The organism is Stackebrandtia albiflava (assembly GCF_007994225.1).
In the GTDB taxonomy this organism is placed as follows: Bacteria; Actinomycetota; Actinomycetes; order Mycobacteriales; family Micromonosporaceae; genus Stackebrandtia; species Stackebrandtia albiflava.
The window spans coordinates 1-17,048 of record NZ_VLLL01000008.1 but is presented as its reverse complement, the minus strand read 5'-3'; the positions used below and the strand labels follow the sequence as shown (position 1 = coordinate 17,048).

The window sequence follows — 17,048 nt, the reverse complement described above, 5'->3', positions numbered from 1 at the left end:
TGCCACCTGCGAAGGGATCCGAGCGCAGGCGTCACGACCCGTTACTCCAGTGAGGACATACAATGAATCCCTCGATGCCGGTCAAGATCATGGTCGTCCTGTCGGCGCTCTACGGCGTCGGCTGGGCGATCATCGGAATGGTCGACGCGGAAGGACTGCACACCCCGATGCTCATCGCGGGCGTGATATTCGGTCTGCTGTGGGTGGTCGTCGCGATGTTCGCCCGCAGCGACGAGGCATCCTCCTGACCGTGCCGGCCCGGCCGGGAGCCGTACTCCCGGCCGGGCCGACGTACGGGGATCAAGGACGGGCGGGTTCGGTGGCGTCCCGCCACTCACGGGGCACCGCCTCCGGCCCCCCGTAGGCACCAAGGATGCCTCCGACGATGGCGCAGTTGGTGTCGATGTCACCGCGGACGCTCGCGGTGGCCCAGAAACCGGACCGGTAGTCGCCCAGGTGGCGGGCCGCCAGCCACACGCACAACGGAACGGTGTCGGGGCCGATGACCAGGCTGCCGTTGCCGACCGTCTCGGCGACCTCGGCGGGTTCGGTGTCGAAACCGAAGTCGCGTGCCCGGACCAGGCCGTCCTTGACCAGGCTCTCCGGAGTGTGCGCGATGACCTCGGTGATCAGGTCCGCCGGCCCCGGCGGGTCGTCGGAGGCCGCCAAGGCGGCGGCGACCGCCACGGCCACCCCGCCGGCGATCCCCTCCGGGTGCCGGTGGGTCACCTCCGCCGAACGGGTCGCGACCGCCGCGACGGTCTCCAGCGTCCCCTCGGCGTACCAGGCGCCGAGCGGTGCGATCCGCATCGCGGCGCCGTTGCCCATCGACCCGGTTCCGTCGAACATGGCCGAGGACAGTTCACGCCAGTCGCCGCCTCGGGCGATGCCCTGCAGCAGTTCCACGGCCCCGAAGCCATAGCCCCGGTAAAGGTCGAAGGCCGCCGCGAACTCGGCGGCGAGTTCGTCCTGTCTCACACCGCCGTACCGGCGCCTCAGATGGTCGGTGAGGACGACGGCCATCTGGGTGTCGTCGGTCCAGCGCCACGGCCCGTCGGGCGTCACCCGGTCCCGCAGCCGGTCCCGGTTGGAGGGAAGGAAGAACTGCGAACCGAGCGCGTCCCCGACGCGGAGTCCCGTCAACGCGGCCTCGGCGCGCTGCGCGTTGTCCTCCTGGCAGAACCCCTCGCTCCAGCGGTGCGACCGCAGCACCACGTCCAGAAGCGACGGAAGCATGGAGGCGGCACTTTCGAGGGTGCCGTTGTAGCGGGACGGGTCGGTCTCCGCGACCGCCGACCTGATGAACCGGCCGCCGTCGTCGCGGCCGAACTCCACACGGTAGATCTCGAAGCCGGTCCAGGAGCGTCCCAGGTGGAGGGTGTCGCCGTCGCACCAGGCGTTCCACTTCTCCTCCATCTGCTGCGCCCGGTATCCGTGGCCGATGATCCGCCACTCATCCTCGGTGAACCGCCGGTCCGGCGGATCGATCGGGCGGGGCGCGATCATGTCGTGCCAGTGGTCGGGCCGTGCCGCCCGGCCGGGTGGTTCCGAGACGAGGGCGGTGGTCCGCCCGTTGAACCAGTCGTCGAATCGCGTGGACGTCGTCCATTCCCTGTTGATGACTACCTCCGATGTCGCGCACACGATACCGGCGGATTCCACTCGGTGCCAGCCGATTCGCCTTCGCTCAGGCGATCGTGGAGCCGTGGTCGCGTGTGACGCGCGCCGGACGGCCTTGACAATGCGGACTTTATATATGTTACTGGCCGAATGCAGACCGGCGTGGCTCCGCGCCGGAGACCCCACCCCCCCTTGGAGGACTGATGAACGTTCCCGCACCGGCCGGAAGCGTCGCGGTGATCGGAGGCAGCATATCCGGCTGCGCCGCCGCCGTGGCCGCACACAAGGCGGGCCACCGGGTGACCGTCTTCGAGCGCTCCGCCGGCGACCTCGCCGAACGCGGCTTCGGCGTCTGCATACCGGAACCGCTCATGCGGCAGAGCCTCGACGCCGGCTACCTCTCCCCCGACCTGGCGCACTACCCCATCACCTACCGGGTCTGGCTCGCCAGGGAGGCCGGCGGCGATCACCGTCTACTGTGGCGCCAGCACGCCAGGATGATCTCACTCAACTGGGGTCTGCTGTGGAAGACCCTGCGCGACAACGTACCCGCCGACGCGTACCGTCCCGGACACACCGTCGTCGAGGTCACCGGTGACGACACCGGCGCCGACCTGCGACTGTCCGACGGCACGTCGCACCGGTTCGACCTCGTCGTGGGCGCCGACGGCTACAAGTCGATCGTGCGGACCGCGATCGCCCCCGAAGCCGCCCCCGACTACGCCGGATACGTGACCTGGCGCGGTGTCGTGGACCTACCCCGGCTCACCGGCTGCGACACGGCCGTCGCACTGCTGGACGACGCCGCCGTCACCGTCGGATTCGACGGTGGACACTCCATCATGTACCGCATTCCGGACGGCCGCGGCGGGCACCGGGTCAACTGGCTGGTCTACACGCGCCCACCCGCCGACATCGACGTCGGCATGAGCATGTCCTACACCTCTCAGACACTGCTCGACCGGCTCAGCACCGCCTTCGAGACCATCGTCGACCGGGTGCTCCCCACCGAGTTCGCGCGCATCGTCCACCAGACACCCGCCGCCGACCGGGCGTTCCAGCCGATCTTCGACATGAAACTCGAACGCAGCGCACGTCACCCGTTCGTTCTCGCCGGGGACGCCGCCACCATCACCCGCCCGCACACCGCCAGCGGCGCGACCAAGGCGCTCCAGGACGGCCTCTGCCTCGAACGACGACTCACCGCCGGCCCCGACCTGCCCACCGCCCTCGCCGGCTACGACGAGGAACGCAACGCCGCCGGCAACGCCCTGGTCGACCTCGGACGGCGGCTGGGACGCGACCAGGTCGAGGCCACCCCGGACTGGCTGAGCATGGACGCCGCCCGGATGGAGGAGTGGACCAACGCCACCGTCGCCGGCCACGACCTCTACATCTACGCGAGGCAACCCCGCTGATCCCGACGGGGCGGCCGGACACCCGCCCCACACTCCGCAACTCCACGCACGGAACGAGTCACCCTGCGTAGACTCCAGGCGTCAGACCGCCCGCGGACGCCAGGAAGGGTGACGATGTCCCAGAACTCCACCGACCGCAACCAGGCACTCCTCAGCGCGGTCAGCGTCGCGCGGTTCGCGCCCTCCGTACACAACTCGCAGCCGTGGCGGTGGGAGATCGACAACGACACGCTCCGGCTGTCGGTCGACCCGCGCCGACGACTGAAGGCCAGCGACCCCGACGGGCGGCTCATGGTGTTCAGTTGCGGAGCCGCCCTGCACTACGCCCGGCTCGCCCTGGCCGCCCAGGGGCACCCGCACCCGGCGGTCACCCGGCTCGCCGAGGACACCGTGCCCGACACCGGGCTGTTGGCCGTCGTCGCGGCGGGCGAACCCGGCGAGACCACCGAGGCCGCCGCCGACTCCCTGCGGCTGATGATGTCCCGGCACACCGACCGGTGGCCGGTCTCGGACACACCGATCCCGGAACCGGTCCTGCAACGTCTCCAGTCCGCCGCCGAGGCCGAGGGCGGCCACTTCCATCTGCTCAGGGACCCCGAGGTCATCGAACTGGCCGCCGCGACCGACGCCGCGCACCGCGTCATCGAGGCGGACCCGCACCGCACCGCCGAACTCGACCGGCTGACCGGGGTGCTCCGCGACGACGGCACCGGGGTTCCCGCCGCCGCCGTGAACCCCAGGCCGGGACACGTGCGGGTGATGCCCCGCAGGTTCGGTCACGGTGGCCCGCCGGAGTCCACACCCGAGGACTCCGAGACCGACGCCTCCGCCCGGTACGGCCTGGTGTTCGGCACCACCGACACCGCCCACGCGTGGCTGCGGGCCGGTGAGGCGCTGTCCGCGCTGTGGCTGGCCGCCACCGACGAGGGACTGTCGGTGGAACCGTTCAGCGAGGCCATCGAGGTGGACACCGCCCGTGCCCGGCTCACCGGGTTGCTCATGGGGATCGGTTATCCGCTCCTGGTGCTTCGGCTGGGTTGGAGTCACGCTCCCGGGTTCGCGCCTCCGGCGACGCCGCGGATGTCGGTAGCGGAGATCCTGCGGCAGGCCCGGGAGGACTGACCCCGGCGGGCGGCTCGGCCGCCAGCACCGCCAGACGGGTCCGGCGCCGACCGGCCCGCCGCGCGGCGTCCGGCACCGGCGTGACCGGCTCGGGGCGGGGATCGACGGCCCGGTCACGCGGTGAACAGGCGGCTGGAACGGCCGGTGGCGACTCCACCCGGACCGTCACGTGCGCGGCGACGTCCACGTGGTCGGGCGCGTCCCGCCGTACCGGACCCGGACCCGAGGCGCGGGTGTCGCGGCCGCCGCGCGTCGCCCGGCCCGACCCGGGAACGACCGGTGGCAACCGCACCGGAACCGGTTCCCGGCGGGGCCGTCCACTGCCCGGCGGGGCCGCCGGGGAGGCGGCCGCCGGTGCCGTGGGCGCCGCGACCCCGACCGTCGCCACCGGCGCGGCGTCCTCGTCGTGCGACGGCACGGTGCGCTCCTCCACATCGGGGGTCGCGACCGGAGGCGCCGACCGCTCCGGCGGTGGGGCCACCGAGGCGAGGCCGACCGTGGCCCGGTGCGACGGTGCCTCCCCGCCCGGTGCCACCGGCCCGGCACGGCCTTCCACCCGGCGGTCCTCGTCCACGGCGGCCGACCCCTCGGAAGGCGCGGCGAGGTCGTGTATCGCGGTCTCGGCCTCGACGAGGCGGTCGCGCAACTCCTCCCGCACCGACTCGCGCATCGCGGTGCGCAGCCACTCGGGGTCGCCGTCGAGGTCGGCCTCCCAGTCGGAGTCCTCCGCGCCCAACCGGTCGGCGTCGCCGCGCAGGCCGTCCAGTACGCAGATCACCTCGGTGACACGATCACCGTCCGCCGCCGCGAGGTCGCGCAGGCCGGCCAGTTCCACCGCGAGCCGGGCCAGCTCGTCCGCGAGCAGTGCGACGGCGGTGCCGGATCCGGCGGACCGCAGGTCCTCGGCACCGCCGCGCAACAGATCGACTGGTTCCGCCGCGAGATCCCGCACCCGGGCGAACCGGTCCCGGCGGGCGTGCCAGTCGGGCATGTCGATGTCACGGATCCGCGCGAGGTACTCCGACAGCGGCAGATCGGGCGGAACCGGTTCGGGCTGCGTGGGTGGCCGGTACATCCGCGTCGCTCCCGTTCCCCGTGGTGGCCGTCCGCCGGAGCCACATCTCACACGGTGACAGAGTAGTCACCGTTCGCGCCGCCGCCGGGTCTCGCCCCCTCGGGATACGCTCGCACTGACCGACGGTGGACGCCGGCACGGCGAACCGATCGCCTCGCACGAACCACTCTCCGGTCATCCATCATGGAGAACGGCCCGAACGGGAGGTGCGACATCCGGATCGGCCTGTACTACCCGTACACCCATTTCCGCGACCCGGACTGGCTGAAGCTCGCCGCGCTGTACTGGCCGAGGATGGCCCGGGTCGTCATCCCGGACATGCCCCTCGTCGACGACGACACCACCCGGACGCTCTCCGACGATCTCGACTTCGTCCTGAACGTGACGCCGACCTCCGCCATGGAGGCCGCGACGACGATCACGGCGGAGACGGTCGAGGCGTTCCGGGACTACCTTCACGAGCGTTACGCGATACCCCTGGACCGCAGCGGCTCCATCGCCACCAGCGGGGGCACATACCACGGCGTGTACCGGGAGTTCGTCACGGTCGGCGGTGGGGCGTCCTCCATGCACATCCGGTGGCCGGGGCCATCGGTCGATGCGGTGCCGCAGACCTGGTTCGACCGACTGGTGGGGCTCCACGACGCGAAGGTGACGCGTCGACTGCGCACCGTCCTCCTGGACTCCGGGATCGCCGTCCCCTCCGGCCGGTGGCTGGTGATGCATCCGAACATCGCGTGGGCGTACATGTGCGTACTGACCGAGCAGCTCGCGCTGTCGAACCGGCTGTCACCGGTGACCGACGAACCGCTGGCTCACGTGTCGGCGCACAACTGGAACGCGGAACGGTTGGCGGCGTTGTTGCTGGACGACCCGTTGCCGGAACCGGACCCGTCGCCGGACCGATCGGCGGTGGTCGCGCAGTTGGCGCTGCGGCTGGTGGTTCCCGAGCGGCTTTCGGCGGTGCCGGCGTCACGGATCGTGAAGGTCCGGCGGCGACACGCCGCCGAGTTCGACGCGTTCACGACCCTGGTGGAACAGACCACCACCGAACTGGCGGACCGGCTGACGGGCGTCTCGGACCCGGAGGTCTTGCGCGCGTATCTGTCCACCGAGGTGGAACGACGGTTCGGGCAGCCGTTGGAGGACCTGCGCCGGGCGTTGCGGGGTCTGGGCGTCGACGCCGCACTGAACACCACGGCGGTCAGGTTCGAGGTGCCCGCCGCCGCGGCGACGGCCGCGGGTGGCTGGGCCGCGGGTGAGCCGGTGCTGGCTGCCGCCGGAGCGGTGTTGGGCCTGGTGGCGGTGCGCAGATCGGCGGTGAGGGCGCGGCGTGAGGCGGTGCGGGCGTCCCCGGCGGGTTACCTGTTGCAGACCGAGCGGACCCTGGGACTGCGGTCGACACTGGACCTGTTGCGCCGCCGAGGCGGCCGCCCACTGCGGCACTGAACCGGTGTGGTCAAGAGCCGCGGCGGCCACGACAAGTACCGAATAAGGTCGACCAACCTGATCGTGCCCCGCCATGACGAGATCAACGATTTGACCGCCAAGAGCATCATCAAGACCCGCGGAAGGCGCCTGATGTGAGGACCTATGTCGCCATCGCGGAGCGAAGCGGTGACTGGTGGGCCATCAGTGTCCCGGAACTCCCGGGCGTGTTCACTCAAGCCAAGACTCTCGAACGAGGCGAGGCCATGGCCCGAGAGGCCATCGCGCTGATGGTCGACGTCCCCGCCCACATGGTTGAGGTGAAGCTCGAAACCGAGGTACCCGCCGCCGCTCACGAGCTGGACGACCTCCGGCTCGCCCGCAGGCGTCGCGCGGAAGCGTCCGAACGTGAAGCCGTGAATCTGGTCAAGGCGGCTCAACGGTTGACATCCGTGATGTCGGTACGAGACGCGGGAAAGGTCTTGGGAGTGTCTTACCAGCGGGTTTCCCAGTTGAGCCGTACCAGGCTCCCCGCCGTCGGTGAGAAGTCCGCGCGTCGCCGCACGACGACATGACGCCGCCTGCCGGGCCGAATCGAGCGAGACGTCGCCCGCCCACCTGACCGGTCCGGTGCTCCCCCGCGATCTTTTCGTACTAGTGTACGACCGTGGCCGAGTCTGATGGGTACGTGTCGGTGCGGGAGGTGTTCCCGCCCCGTCCCGTGCGCGTCGACATCTACCTGAGCATCGGCACGTCACTGGCGGCCACCCGCAAGAACGTCACGCTCGGGGTACGGGCCTACGGCCTCGACGTGTCGAGCACCGTGCCGGGGCTGCTGTTGCGCTGGATCAGGTCGAGCGACGGCGGCTGGTACGGGCAGTGCGCGATGACACTGCGATCACCGAACGGGCGTACCGAGCTGCCCATCTCACAGCTCGTCCCGGCCGCCGCGATCCACCCGGCGACCGATGAGCCCCCGTTACCCACTCCGCGCCGCCGGCGGGTACCGCGTCAACCGGCGCGCCATCTGCGGCTCCGGCCGCGCGGCACGATCACCTTCGCGCACATGAACAGCACCACCAGGCCGATCGCGCAGATGGTCAGCACCATCGCCCGCATCCGCATCGCCCGACCGGGGTCGTCGGCGGCCACCGGTGCCATCGGCGGCGCGGCGAACCGGTCCTCCACCTCGGCCAACACAGTCGTGACGGCCCGGTACGGGTCCACCTCGCCGTGCCCGACGATCTCGTTCCACCCCTCCGGGGGGTGGTTGGCCGTCACGGTGAGCCGGTGGGCGACCTCGTCGGGGGTCAGGTCCGGGAACCTCTCCAGCAGCAACGCCGCCGTCGCGGACACGTAGGGCGCGGCGAAACTCGTCCCGCCCTCCTCACGGCGACCGTAGCCGCCGCCCTCGGGGGCGGGGCCGTCGATCTCGGTGCCCGGCGCGGCGATGTCCACATAGTCCCGGATACTGGAGGTGTCGACGTGTCCCCCGTCGGGCCCGATCCCGGCCACCGCGATGACCGTCTCGTACGCCGCCGGGTACTCCTTGCCGCCGGTGGCGCCGCTGTTGCCCGCCGCCGCCACCACGACCACGCCCTCGTCGTGGGCGTTGGCGATGGCGTTCTTCAGCGCGGTGGTGTGAATCGCCGTCAACGACAGGTTGATGACGTCGGCGCCCTCCTCCACGGCCTGGTTTATGGCGTTGACGACCGGCACCGTCGAGTCGCGGCCGGAACTCTCCAGGCTCTCGATGACCCGGTACGACAGGATCTTGGCGCCGGGCGCGATTCCGTGGAAGGGGGACTCCCCGGTGGCCTTGCCCGCGATGATGCCCGCCACCAGGGTGCCGTGCGACGCCAGGTCACAGCGGGGGCCGGCGCCGTCCTCGGTGAAGTCGTAGGCGTCGATGACCTGACCGTCCAGAATGGGGTGTTCGCCCACACCGGAGTCGATCACGGCGACGGTGACGCCCTCACCGGTGGTCAACGGCCACACCCGTTCGGGCTGCAGTCGGACGAGCGGCCACGGCTTCTGCGGCATCGGTTCGTCCCGGGACTCCGCGTCACAGGCGGCGAACGCCGTGGAGGGCGTCACCACCACGCCGGTGGCCGCGACACACAGCACCGCCACCGCCGACGCCAGCCGAGCCACCACGCGCTTCACGTCCACCTCACCGAATCGAGAGCCGACACCGGGGCCATCATGTTTACCTGAACGAATGGTCGCCGGTGGAGTCGGTGGGCGGTCGACCCCACCGGCGACGTGAGGACTACGGCTGCGGAACCGGGTGCTGCGTGCTCGGCACCCGGTCGTACTGGCCGGTGATGATGTTGGCCATGTGACGGCGGGCCTCGTTGTCGGCATTCCAGTACCCCGAATGCCCACCGTCACCGGCCGGGAACGTCCGGCCGCCGAAATCCTCATCCATGGGGTCGTTGCCGTGTATCTGGGACACGAACCGGATCGGGTCGTCGCCCGCCCGGGTCGCCCAGACGTGCTCGGGAGTGAGTCCGATGTAGTCGGACGCGTTGTCGCCCCGCCCGAAGCCGCCGCCGGGGCTGGCGACCTGGACCAGGTTGTCGACGCCCAGGTCGGCGTTGTGCGCCGCGTGGCCGATCGTGGAGGCGCCGTAGCTGTGTCCCATGAGCGTGTTCAGCGACGGGGCGCCCTCGTGGGTGGCACGGAGTCCCTGCTGGAACGACGTCAGGTCGGCGGCGGCGTCCTCGTAGTAGTGGTCGAAGATCGCGTTGGGGACCACGTGGTCGGGGGCGTCGTAGCCGAGCCAGGTCACGGCGGCCGTGGTACGGCTCGGGTCCGCGGCGGCGGCGTCCGCCTGCATCCACAGTGAACGGTTCACGTCGCCGCCGATGCCGGGCACGTCGGCGGTGGTGCCGGGCACGTAGGTCACCACGTTGTCGGCCAGGTCGGGGTTCCCCACCGAGATGACCGCCCGGCCGTCCGCCGCGGAGTCGTAGTCGATCAGGTAGAGCCGTTCGGTGGAACCCTGCAGGTCGGTGCGGGCCATCTGTTCCCGCAACGAGTCGATGTTGGCGATGCGGTCGTTGACCTGGCGCAGTTCCCGGCTCACCTGGGCGTGCTCGTGGGCGTAACCGTAGTCGCCGCGCGAGGGGTAGCCGAGGCTGTCGAGCCGTTCCTGAAGCGCCGCACGCCGTTCCAGCAGCGGACCGCGTTCCTGCGCCAGGTCGAGCCGGTTCGCCTGGTCGCGGGCGGCGACCGGGACGCCGTCGAGGCCGCCGATGGCGTGCGGGTTGCTCTGGATGAGCTGTTCGCGCTGTGCGTCTGTGAGGCCGTCCCACCACTCGTTCACCTGGCGGGGATCGGTGCCCTCGGCGGGGATGCGGGGCGCGGTGGTCCCGGAGAGCCGCACGTTGGTGGCACCGACGAGCCCGACGAGTTCGCCCTGCGCCCGTTGATCGGCCTCGGTGGCGCGCATGACGGCCTGCCGGATGTATCCGGCGACCTGTTGGGCACGCTGCTGGGCCGCGCTGACGGCGGCGGGTGACGGGCTGGAACCCAGGGCCGCCCAGTTGATGTGGACGGAGCCGTCCTCGCCCACCCGGCCGGGGATGGAGGGTGCCATGGAGATCGCCGACTCCAGGATCTGCCTGGCGCCGTCCATCTCACCGGCCAGCATGGACACGATGGAGTCCACCCGGCGGTAGGAGGCGGCGGTGTTGCGGTAGTCGGCGAACTGGTTCGCCAGGACTCCCCCGGCGGCGTCGGAGTCCGTCCCCGACCAGGCGGCGGCCAGGCCGACCCGGTGCCGGTCGGTGTCGGTGCCGAACTGTTCCAGTTCCCGTGCGACCTTGCGGGCGGCGTCGGCCGCGCCGCGCAGGGTGCCGGGGTCGGCCATGCGGAGCTGTTGGAACGACACCATGTCAGCGGCCTCCGTTCACGAGGCCGGTGAACGCGCGGAAGCCGCTCGACTGGCGGTCGTCGTTGAGTCCGTGGCAGACGGCGGCGGTCACGACCTTCTCACCGGTGTTGCGGGACTCGCCGGCCAGTGCGCCGGTGAGCGCCTCCAACCGGGCGAAGGTCTGTCGCAGGGTCGCGACCGCGACGAAGCCGTCGTTGCCCTGGCAACCGGCCTCGAAGGAGCCCGACATGCCACGCAGGTATGCGTCGGCGTCCTCGCCCAGGGTGCGGATGCGCGCGCCGAGTGAACGCACCTGTCCCTCATCGATCTGCATACCGAAACCCTTTCAGCCGTGGCCGGTGGGCACCGCCGACGTTTCGGTCACTCTAAATGGATTCGCACGCCGAGGGAAGGGCTGGTGCAAAACGATTTGATAATTTTTAGGAACGTCGATACGCCGATGGCGTGGCCGGTCTCGGGCCACCTCGCCGAGACGACACCCACTAGACCGACTGCGCCTCGCGCCGACCGAACGGCAGCCAACCCCTACCACCGCAGGTGCCGCAACCCGGCCCCTCCCGGCCCGCACCCGGCGACACCACCGCGCCACCGGGCACCCGGCAACGTGGACACCGGACCGTGGGGACCGTGGTCGGGACACCCGCCGGATCAGCCATCGGCCCGCCCCTCCGACCGCCAGCGCCGGTACACCCGCAACGCCCCCGCCTCGATGTCACGCCGCCAGTCCGGCGGGTTGTCCACCCAGCCCGCGCCCCAACGCGGTTCCGGGCAGGTGTCCGGACACGAGATCGTCAGGATCAAGGACTGCTCACCCCGCCAGCACCCCCACACCCGGATGGTGTGCTCCGCCGTCGGCGCCGAGGTCACCGTGAGGGTCTGGTGCGCGGTCGGCACCCGGTAGGTGCCGTACACCGTCATGTCCGCCCACACCGTCGCCGCCGCCCGGTCGGCGTCCTGCGCGGTCATGACGACACCACCGGACCGCACGGCCCACTCTCACCACTCACCCGGCCGGTGAGGGGATCCCTCCGGCGTTCTGGTCCGCCATATGAAAACCGGGCGGGTTCGACGACCTGGATCACGGCCGAATCCCTCCGTATCCTTTCACTGCCATCCATGGTCACTCCAATGCTCGTGGATGGTCCCGGTGCCGGGGCGCGTCACACCGTGCCCCGGCACGTCTCACGAGGGCGTCCCACCGGTCCACACAGACCGAAGGTGCGATCACCTCACCACACGACAATAAGTGTCTCGCGTCTCCATGTGAAGCATGGGCACGACGACTCTCATCTTCGTCCATCGCCGGACCCGTTCGGCGGACGGGCGCCGGATTCCGAAAGGGAGCGCGCCAACGACCGGAATACGGGCCGCCCCCCGTTCCACCGGACCCGGCTCAGCGCTCGGGTGGCCGGTAGATCGGAGGCGTCGACCGGTAGGGCCTCCGGGGCTCGGGAGGCCGCGGCGGGGAGGTCACCGGCCGGGTCGCCGCCCGCCGCCGCAGGAACAGCCAGACTGCGGCGACCGCGATCACCAGCAGGGCGGCGGCGGGCCACCACCATTCGACGCCCTGACCGGGTTCGGAGGTGAGGCTGCCCGAAGGACGGTCCGAGACCGCCGGGGTGCCCGACTCCTCGACCACACCGGCGGGTGCCGCGCCGGCGACACCGACGTGGGCGAGTGCCGCCGTCACGGAGACGACGCCCGCCGCGACCACCCGCAGGACCATCGACGTCACGTCCATCACCGCACCTCCCGACGAGGACACCACCGGACCGAACGACCGGGGCACGCCGACCCTAAGGCCGGAAACCACGGCACGTCAACGCGTTCCGCATGTGAGAGGCAGTCTCAGGCGGAGTCCCGGGCGATCAGCTTGGCCGGGAACACGACCCGCCGCGGCTCGCCCGCGCCGTCGTCGTTCATCCGGCGCAACAGCATCTCCCCCGCCACCTGGCCGTGTTCACGGGACGCGGTGGCCATCGTGGTGAGCCGGGGCGAGACCAGCGCGGCGGCGTCGATGTCGTCGAAACCCATGACCGCGATGTCGTCGGGAACCCGCAGGCCGCGGTCGGCGGCCTCGTACATGGCGCCGATCGCCATCACGTCGTTGCCGCAGATCACCGCGTCGGGCGGCTCGGCCAGGCCGGCGAGGGTCGCCATACCACGCGCGCCGCCTTCGAGGCTCTCCGCGACCGGCACGATCAGTTCCTCCGGCGGGGACACCACCTCCCGGTATCCCGCCAGCCGTCGCGCCGCCGGTTCGGACTCGGTGGACAGGAACGCGATGCGCCGGTATCCGCGCCCGACCAGGTATTCGGCGGCCACCGCTCCGGACTCCTCGTCGGCGTTGGTCACCACGTCGAAGCCGCCGGTCAGGTCGGCGCCCAGCAGCACCAGTGGCACACCGGCGTCGACGACCGGTTGCACGTCCTCCAGGCGCTTGTCCGCGCCGGACATGACGATGCCGTCGACGCGGGTGAGCATCTGGCGGACCACGTCGCGTTCGACACTCCGCTCGGCGTCGGTGCTGGTCACGATGCAGTGGTAACCGGCGGGCGCGACCGCCTCCTGGAGGCCGCGGAATGCCGCCGTGTAGAACGGGTTGGTGATGTCGGGGACGATCACGCCGACCGTGTGGGTGCGGCGGGCGCGCATACTGCGGGCCAGCTCGTTCGGCCGGTAGTCGAGTTCCTCGATGACGGCCAGGACCTTCGCCCGGGTCGCCTCGGACACCGGGCGGCGAGAACTGAGCACATGCGACACCGTGGTGACGCTGACGCCCGCCTTGGCCGCCACGTCGGTGATGCCGACCCGGTCACGACGTGCCACTGCGCAACCACTCCCTCAAACCTGGTCGTCCGGAACCGCTGTCCACCGTCAAGATTACCGGCTCGCAAGACGATTTGCGTGACGCCACGGCCCGATATGTCCCCCATTTGCGAAACATTTAAGAGCACACGTCTCGGCACCCCACCGGGTTGCACCACAGCCGCAGACGACTGCCCCACATCCTCCCTCACGACATGCCATCCCCGGCCCCGTCCCTTCATGAACGGCTCGCCTCGCCGGAAGACACATTCCGCACACGGTCTGCGTCAAGGCGTTCGAGACCACGGGACGATGACTGTCACCGATCGATCACTCACCGAGATGCGACCATAGCTCCCGCAAGGCCACATCCCGCAGTCGTTCGGCGTCCGCTTCGTATTCCCCCGCCCGGCTGTTGTCGTCGGGCTCGATGACCGCGGTCACCTGAACGGTCGTCGCCCTAGTCGTGAAGTAGGCCGAAGAGAACGACCACGCCTCTTCCGCCACCGCCGTCCTGCCGCAGTACGGTCGCCCGTCGAGTTGCATCTCGGTCGCCTCGTCCACCCAGAATGGGATCACCTCACACTCACTCGCCGGATCACCCTCCGCATTCATGACGTCCTGGATGTCCTCGATCTCCTCGGGCTCAAGCACGTAGTGCGTCAAGTCGATGCTCGCCCTCAACTGCGCCGAATCGTCCCGGCCACTGACGGTACAGAGTGGATCGCCGTCCTCGGTCTCGTCCAGCTCGACTTCGACCGAATCGAACGAGTTCGCCAACGCACCCTTCAAGGCATCGCACTGCGTTTCCCACTCCTCAGCACCGAACCCGTCGCCCAGCAGGCGTTGATCGACCGATGGGGAGGGCTCCTGCGCACCGGCCGACGTGGTGGACTCCGATTCGGAGACGGGCTCACCCCCACAGGCGACGGTTCCCAGAACCAGAAGTGCCGCCGTCAAACCCCACGACAAGAGGTGTCGTCGCATCACACGACCACCCATTCGTTCTCCAATTCGTCCCAGTCCTCCACACCGGCCGCTCTCGTATCGGGACTGTAAGCCTGGAACTCCAACGACAAACCGTCCGTACCGTCGGCGGCGAGCTCCAGCGCGCTGGCCTCCTTGCTGAGTGTGGTGGCGAGGTCGTGAATGTTGGTGCCCGTTCCGAACAGTGCGGTGGCCCGCTGCTGGCAGGCGGTGCTGAAACCGTTGATCAGGCCGACGACCGCACCGACGGCGGTTCCGGCGGCGGTACCCACCAGGCCGAAGGGCGACCCCCAACCGGACCCCGTACCACCGTCGGTCAACGCCTGTTTCAGTGCGGCTCCGTCGGCGTCCCGGCACAGCGCCTTCACGTACTCGGCTCGCAGGTTGCCCAGGTACGTCTCGATGTCGGCGGCACATCCGTCGTAGAGTTCCTGGATCTTCGCACGTAGATCCTTCATAGCCCCGAGTTGCTCGGCCAAGGCGTTGCGGCGGCCTTGATCCTCCTCTTCACCGATATACATACGAAGTTGGTTCCATCGCGACACGAAGGCATCGGCTCCGTCGCCCGTCCAGCGTGCGGACACATCCGCGATTCGCTCACCGGAGACGGTATTCCCGTACGGACCGACCAAGTCCTCCAAACGCTCGATGATGTCGTCGAGCTGAGCGGTGTCGAAACGTTTGATCCAGTTGATGAGTTGCCCCGGCGTCGCGGCGCCGGGGGCGACGAGCCTGGCGAGATGGTCGGCGGTGCCGATGTTCAACGCGTTGCCGTGGGCGACGGCGTGCAGTGAGGTCACGGCAGGTCCTCCGGGAAGTAGTAGGAGCCGGGGTCGGCGTACTTGTCGAGCGACACCGCGTTGGTCACGTCGACGTCCGCGTACCGTTGTGCCGCGTCGGCGAGCAGGGGAACGAGGAAGTCGATCTCGTTTCGCACCTCATCGACCTCCTTCAACCGGTTGTCGACCGCCGCGCACCAGTCGCCGTGCAGCTTGGCCGCCCACGGCGCGTCGGTGGGTTCCGCGTCGAACACCATCGTGCCGCCGCCCGGACCGCGTGCCGCGTAGTACTCGAACCAGTCCGCCACCTCGGTGTCCATTCCCCAGTCGACCTGCCCCACGAGGAGCGTCCCGATGTTGACGTACTGGCCGTATCGAGCGATGTACGACGCCACATTCGCACCGGTGGTGCCGAACGTCTGCAACACCTCCGGTCCGGGATCGCGATTGGGGTTCAACGTGATGTTCTTCTCCTGCTCGAACTCCTCCGGGGTCAAGGGCCAGTACTGGTACTCCACGTCCACCGTGTCCGCGGACACCGCGCCGAAGGCGGCCGGCGTCGGATGGAAGTCGGTGGCGTGCAGGCTCGACCACGGCTCCAGGTCGATCCATTTGGCGTCGGCGAACCTCGCGAAGTCGAGAAGGGCCTCCTGTTGGACCTCGAACTCGTCGGACATGTCATCCCTCCTGTCGTGAGGCGTGAAGAAGGTGTTCGAGTTGTCCTCGGTGTACCGCCCGGCGGGCGTTGTTGTATGCGGATATCACGGCATCGCCGAGTTCGTCCTCCGTCATGGCTTCGTAGGCCCCGGGATGGATGCCGAGCACGGCGAGCCGGAAGTCGCCCTTCATGACGACCCGCACCAGACGGTTGGCCGACTCCGCTCCGTATACGGCCTGGATCGACTTCTTCTCCGCTGCCGCGAGACCGGAGGCCGCGTCCCGCCACGCGGCACGATCCCGTTCCCAGAAGTCCTCGTCGGTCACGCGCCGTCCCCGTGCTTCTTCGTGGCGAGCCGGAGTGCGTCTCGCATGGTGGCCTCCGCGGTGGTGATGGTTCGGCCGATCAACGCGGCCATCTCGTCACTGTCTCGCCGGTCCATGGCGCCGTCGGCGATGACGACGTCGGCGAGAGACCCGTTGGCGCGCATCCACACCGATACCGACCGGCAGGGCGAGAGGGTCTCGAACTCGATCTCCCCCAGCCGTGCCGCCAAGCCGTCGAACGACTCGGGCGTATCGGCGGTCAGGCTGATCCGGGCGGTGTTGATCTGGGCGGCGAGGTCCGCCGAGGGGTGCGTCATCTCCGTCTTGGTCCTCCGTGTGTACCGGTGATGCCGATTCCGTAAGACCACCACGTGGACGTGCGCGTGGAAGGGGCCGTGTGCTGCGTCGAGGGGTTCCCGTGCTCGTCGCTTACAGTCATAGCACCCGTGCGCAACCGGCGCAAGTAACCGTTCACTGTGGGCAGTGAGCCAGCCGGCGACAGGAAAGGTGTGGGGCCGGTCGCGATTGAACTGGTCCCTGATAGTTGGACCGGTTATTGAAGGTTAGGCCGCGAGGGTCTGGGCCCGGTACTCGACCGGGCTCAGACCCTCTAGTCGTGTGTGGATTCTTTCGGTGTTGTACCAGGTGATGTATTCCTTGACGGCGGTGATGAGCTGGTCAGGGGTGTGTGGGCGTTCATGCTGGAAGATCTCGGATTTCAGGTGGCCGAAGAAGTTCTCGACTACGGCGTTGTCGAGGCAGTTGCCGCGGCGTGACATCGACTGGACCAAGCCGGCCTCGTTCAGGAGCCGACGCCAGTAGGGGTGTCGGTACTGGAAGCCCTGGTCGGTGTGAACCAGGGGGTGAGCACCTCGCGGGAGGGTGGCAATCGCTGATCGCAACGCCGTGGTCGTCAGGTGAAGGCT

At 69.7% G+C, this 17,048-nt stretch carries 19 protein-coding genes; 5 read left to right on the top strand and 14 right to left on the bottom strand.

Features of this window, described 5'->3' with window-relative positions; all coding sequences use genetic code 11:
- Positions 1-74 precede the first annotated feature (74 nt).
- Positions 75-248, top strand: coding sequence for a hypothetical protein (locus LX16_RS26725; protein ID WP_158645678.1), 174 nt, complete (start codon positions 75-77; stop codon positions 246-248).
- 52 nt (positions 249-300) lie between these two features.
- Here LX16_RS26725 and LX16_RS21180 read toward each other — a convergent pair whose 3' ends face one another.
- Positions 301-1,644, bottom strand: a complete 1,344-nt coding sequence (locus LX16_RS21180; protein WP_244615926.1) for an ADP-ribosylglycohydrolase family protein — start codon at positions 1,642-1,644, stop codon at positions 301-303.
- A 179-nt stretch (positions 1,645-1,823) separates the two neighbouring features.
- On the opposite strand from LX16_RS21180, the gene LX16_RS21175 reads away from it, so the two are divergent.
- The 4 genes from LX16_RS21175 (at position 1,824) to LX16_RS21160 (ending at position 7,238) form a co-directional block, all read left to right on the top strand.
- Positions 1,824-3,038, top strand: coding sequence for an FAD-dependent monooxygenase (locus tag LX16_RS21175; protein WP_147142164.1), 1,215 nt, complete (start codon positions 1,824-1,826; stop codon positions 3,036-3,038).
- 114 nt (positions 3,039-3,152) lie between these two features.
- Positions 3,153-4,160 (top strand): Acg family FMN-binding oxidoreductase, encoded by a 1,008-nt coding sequence (locus tag LX16_RS28300; protein WP_425304439.1) that lies wholly within the window; start codon positions 3,153-3,155, stop codon positions 4,158-4,160.
- A gap of 1,258 nt (positions 4,161-5,418) precedes the next feature.
- A complete protein-coding gene (locus LX16_RS21165; RefSeq protein WP_147142158.1) occupies positions 5,419-6,684 on the top strand; it encodes a DUF6236 family protein in 1,266 nt (421 codons plus the stop codon).
- Positions 6,685-6,818: 134 nt separating this feature from the next.
- Positions 6,819-7,238, top strand: a complete 420-nt coding sequence (locus LX16_RS21160; protein WP_147142156.1) for a type II toxin-antitoxin system HicB family antitoxin — start codon at positions 6,819-6,821, stop codon at positions 7,236-7,238.
- A 223-nt stretch (positions 7,239-7,461) separates the two neighbouring features.
- Here the strand turns inward: LX16_RS21160 and LX16_RS28030 are convergent, their stop codons facing one another.
- The 13 genes from LX16_RS28030 to LX16_RS21100 form a co-directional block, all read right to left on the bottom strand.
- Entirely contained in the window at positions 7,462-7,590 is a 129-nt protein-coding gene (locus LX16_RS28030) for a hypothetical protein (RefSeq protein WP_280176824.1), read from the bottom strand.
- 84 nt (positions 7,591-7,674) lie between these two features.
- Complete coding sequence (mycP, locus tag LX16_RS21155; RefSeq protein WP_158645677.1) at positions 7,675-8,829, bottom strand: type VII secretion-associated serine protease mycosin; 1,155 nt, start codon at positions 8,827-8,829, stop codon at positions 7,675-7,677.
- Between the two features lie 106 nt (positions 8,830-8,935).
- Positions 8,936-10,564: an alpha/beta hydrolase gene (locus tag LX16_RS21150; protein ID WP_147142150.1), complete on the bottom strand. Its 1,629-nt coding sequence runs from the start codon at positions 10,562-10,564 to the stop codon at positions 8,936-8,938.
- A gap of 1 nt (position 10,565) precedes the next feature.
- Complete coding sequence (locus LX16_RS21145; protein ID WP_147142147.1) at positions 10,566-10,877, bottom strand: hypothetical protein; 312 nt, start codon at positions 10,875-10,877, stop codon at positions 10,566-10,568.
- Positions 10,878-11,212: 335 nt separating this feature from the next.
- Positions 11,213-11,530, bottom strand: coding sequence for a hypothetical protein (locus LX16_RS21140; protein WP_147142144.1), 318 nt, complete (start codon positions 11,528-11,530; stop codon positions 11,213-11,215).
- A 427-nt stretch (positions 11,531-11,957) separates the two neighbouring features.
- On the bottom strand, positions 11,958-12,305 hold the full coding sequence (locus LX16_RS21135; RefSeq protein WP_147142139.1) for a hypothetical protein: 348 nt from the start codon (positions 12,303-12,305) through the stop codon (positions 11,958-11,960).
- Between the two features lie 107 nt (positions 12,306-12,412).
- Positions 12,413-13,393, bottom strand: coding sequence for a LacI family DNA-binding transcriptional regulator (locus LX16_RS21130; RefSeq protein ID WP_147142136.1), 981 nt, complete (start codon positions 13,391-13,393; stop codon positions 12,413-12,415).
- 309 nt (positions 13,394-13,702) lie between these two features.
- Entirely contained in the window at positions 13,703-14,359 is a 657-nt protein-coding gene (locus tag LX16_RS21125) for a hypothetical protein (protein WP_147142135.1), read from the bottom strand.
- Entirely contained in the window at positions 14,359-15,159 is an 801-nt protein-coding gene (locus tag LX16_RS21120; RefSeq protein WP_147142131.1) for a hypothetical protein, read from the bottom strand. Before LX16_RS21120 ends, LX16_RS21125 begins: the two co-directional genes overlap by 1 nt.
- The gene (locus LX16_RS21115) at positions 15,156-15,815 is read right to left on the bottom strand and encodes a hypothetical protein (protein WP_147142128.1); all 660 of its coding nucleotides are present in this window, start codon (positions 15,813-15,815) and stop codon (positions 15,156-15,158) included. Before LX16_RS21115 ends, LX16_RS21120 begins: the two co-directional genes overlap by 4 nt.
- Before the next feature lies 1 nt (position 15,816).
- Entirely contained in the window at positions 15,817-16,122 is a 306-nt protein-coding gene (locus LX16_RS21110) for a YbaB/EbfC family nucleoid-associated protein (RefSeq protein WP_147142125.1), read from the bottom strand.
- Entirely contained in the window at positions 16,119-16,439 is a 321-nt protein-coding gene (locus tag LX16_RS21105) for a YbaB/EbfC family nucleoid-associated protein (RefSeq protein WP_147142123.1), read from the bottom strand. Before LX16_RS21105 ends, LX16_RS21110 begins: the two co-directional genes overlap by 4 nt.
- A 246-nt stretch (positions 16,440-16,685) precedes the next feature.
- Positions 16,686-17,048 (bottom strand): IS3 family transposase (locus tag LX16_RS21100; RefSeq protein WP_147142120.1); only part of this gene is annotated, 363 nt, incomplete at its 5' end.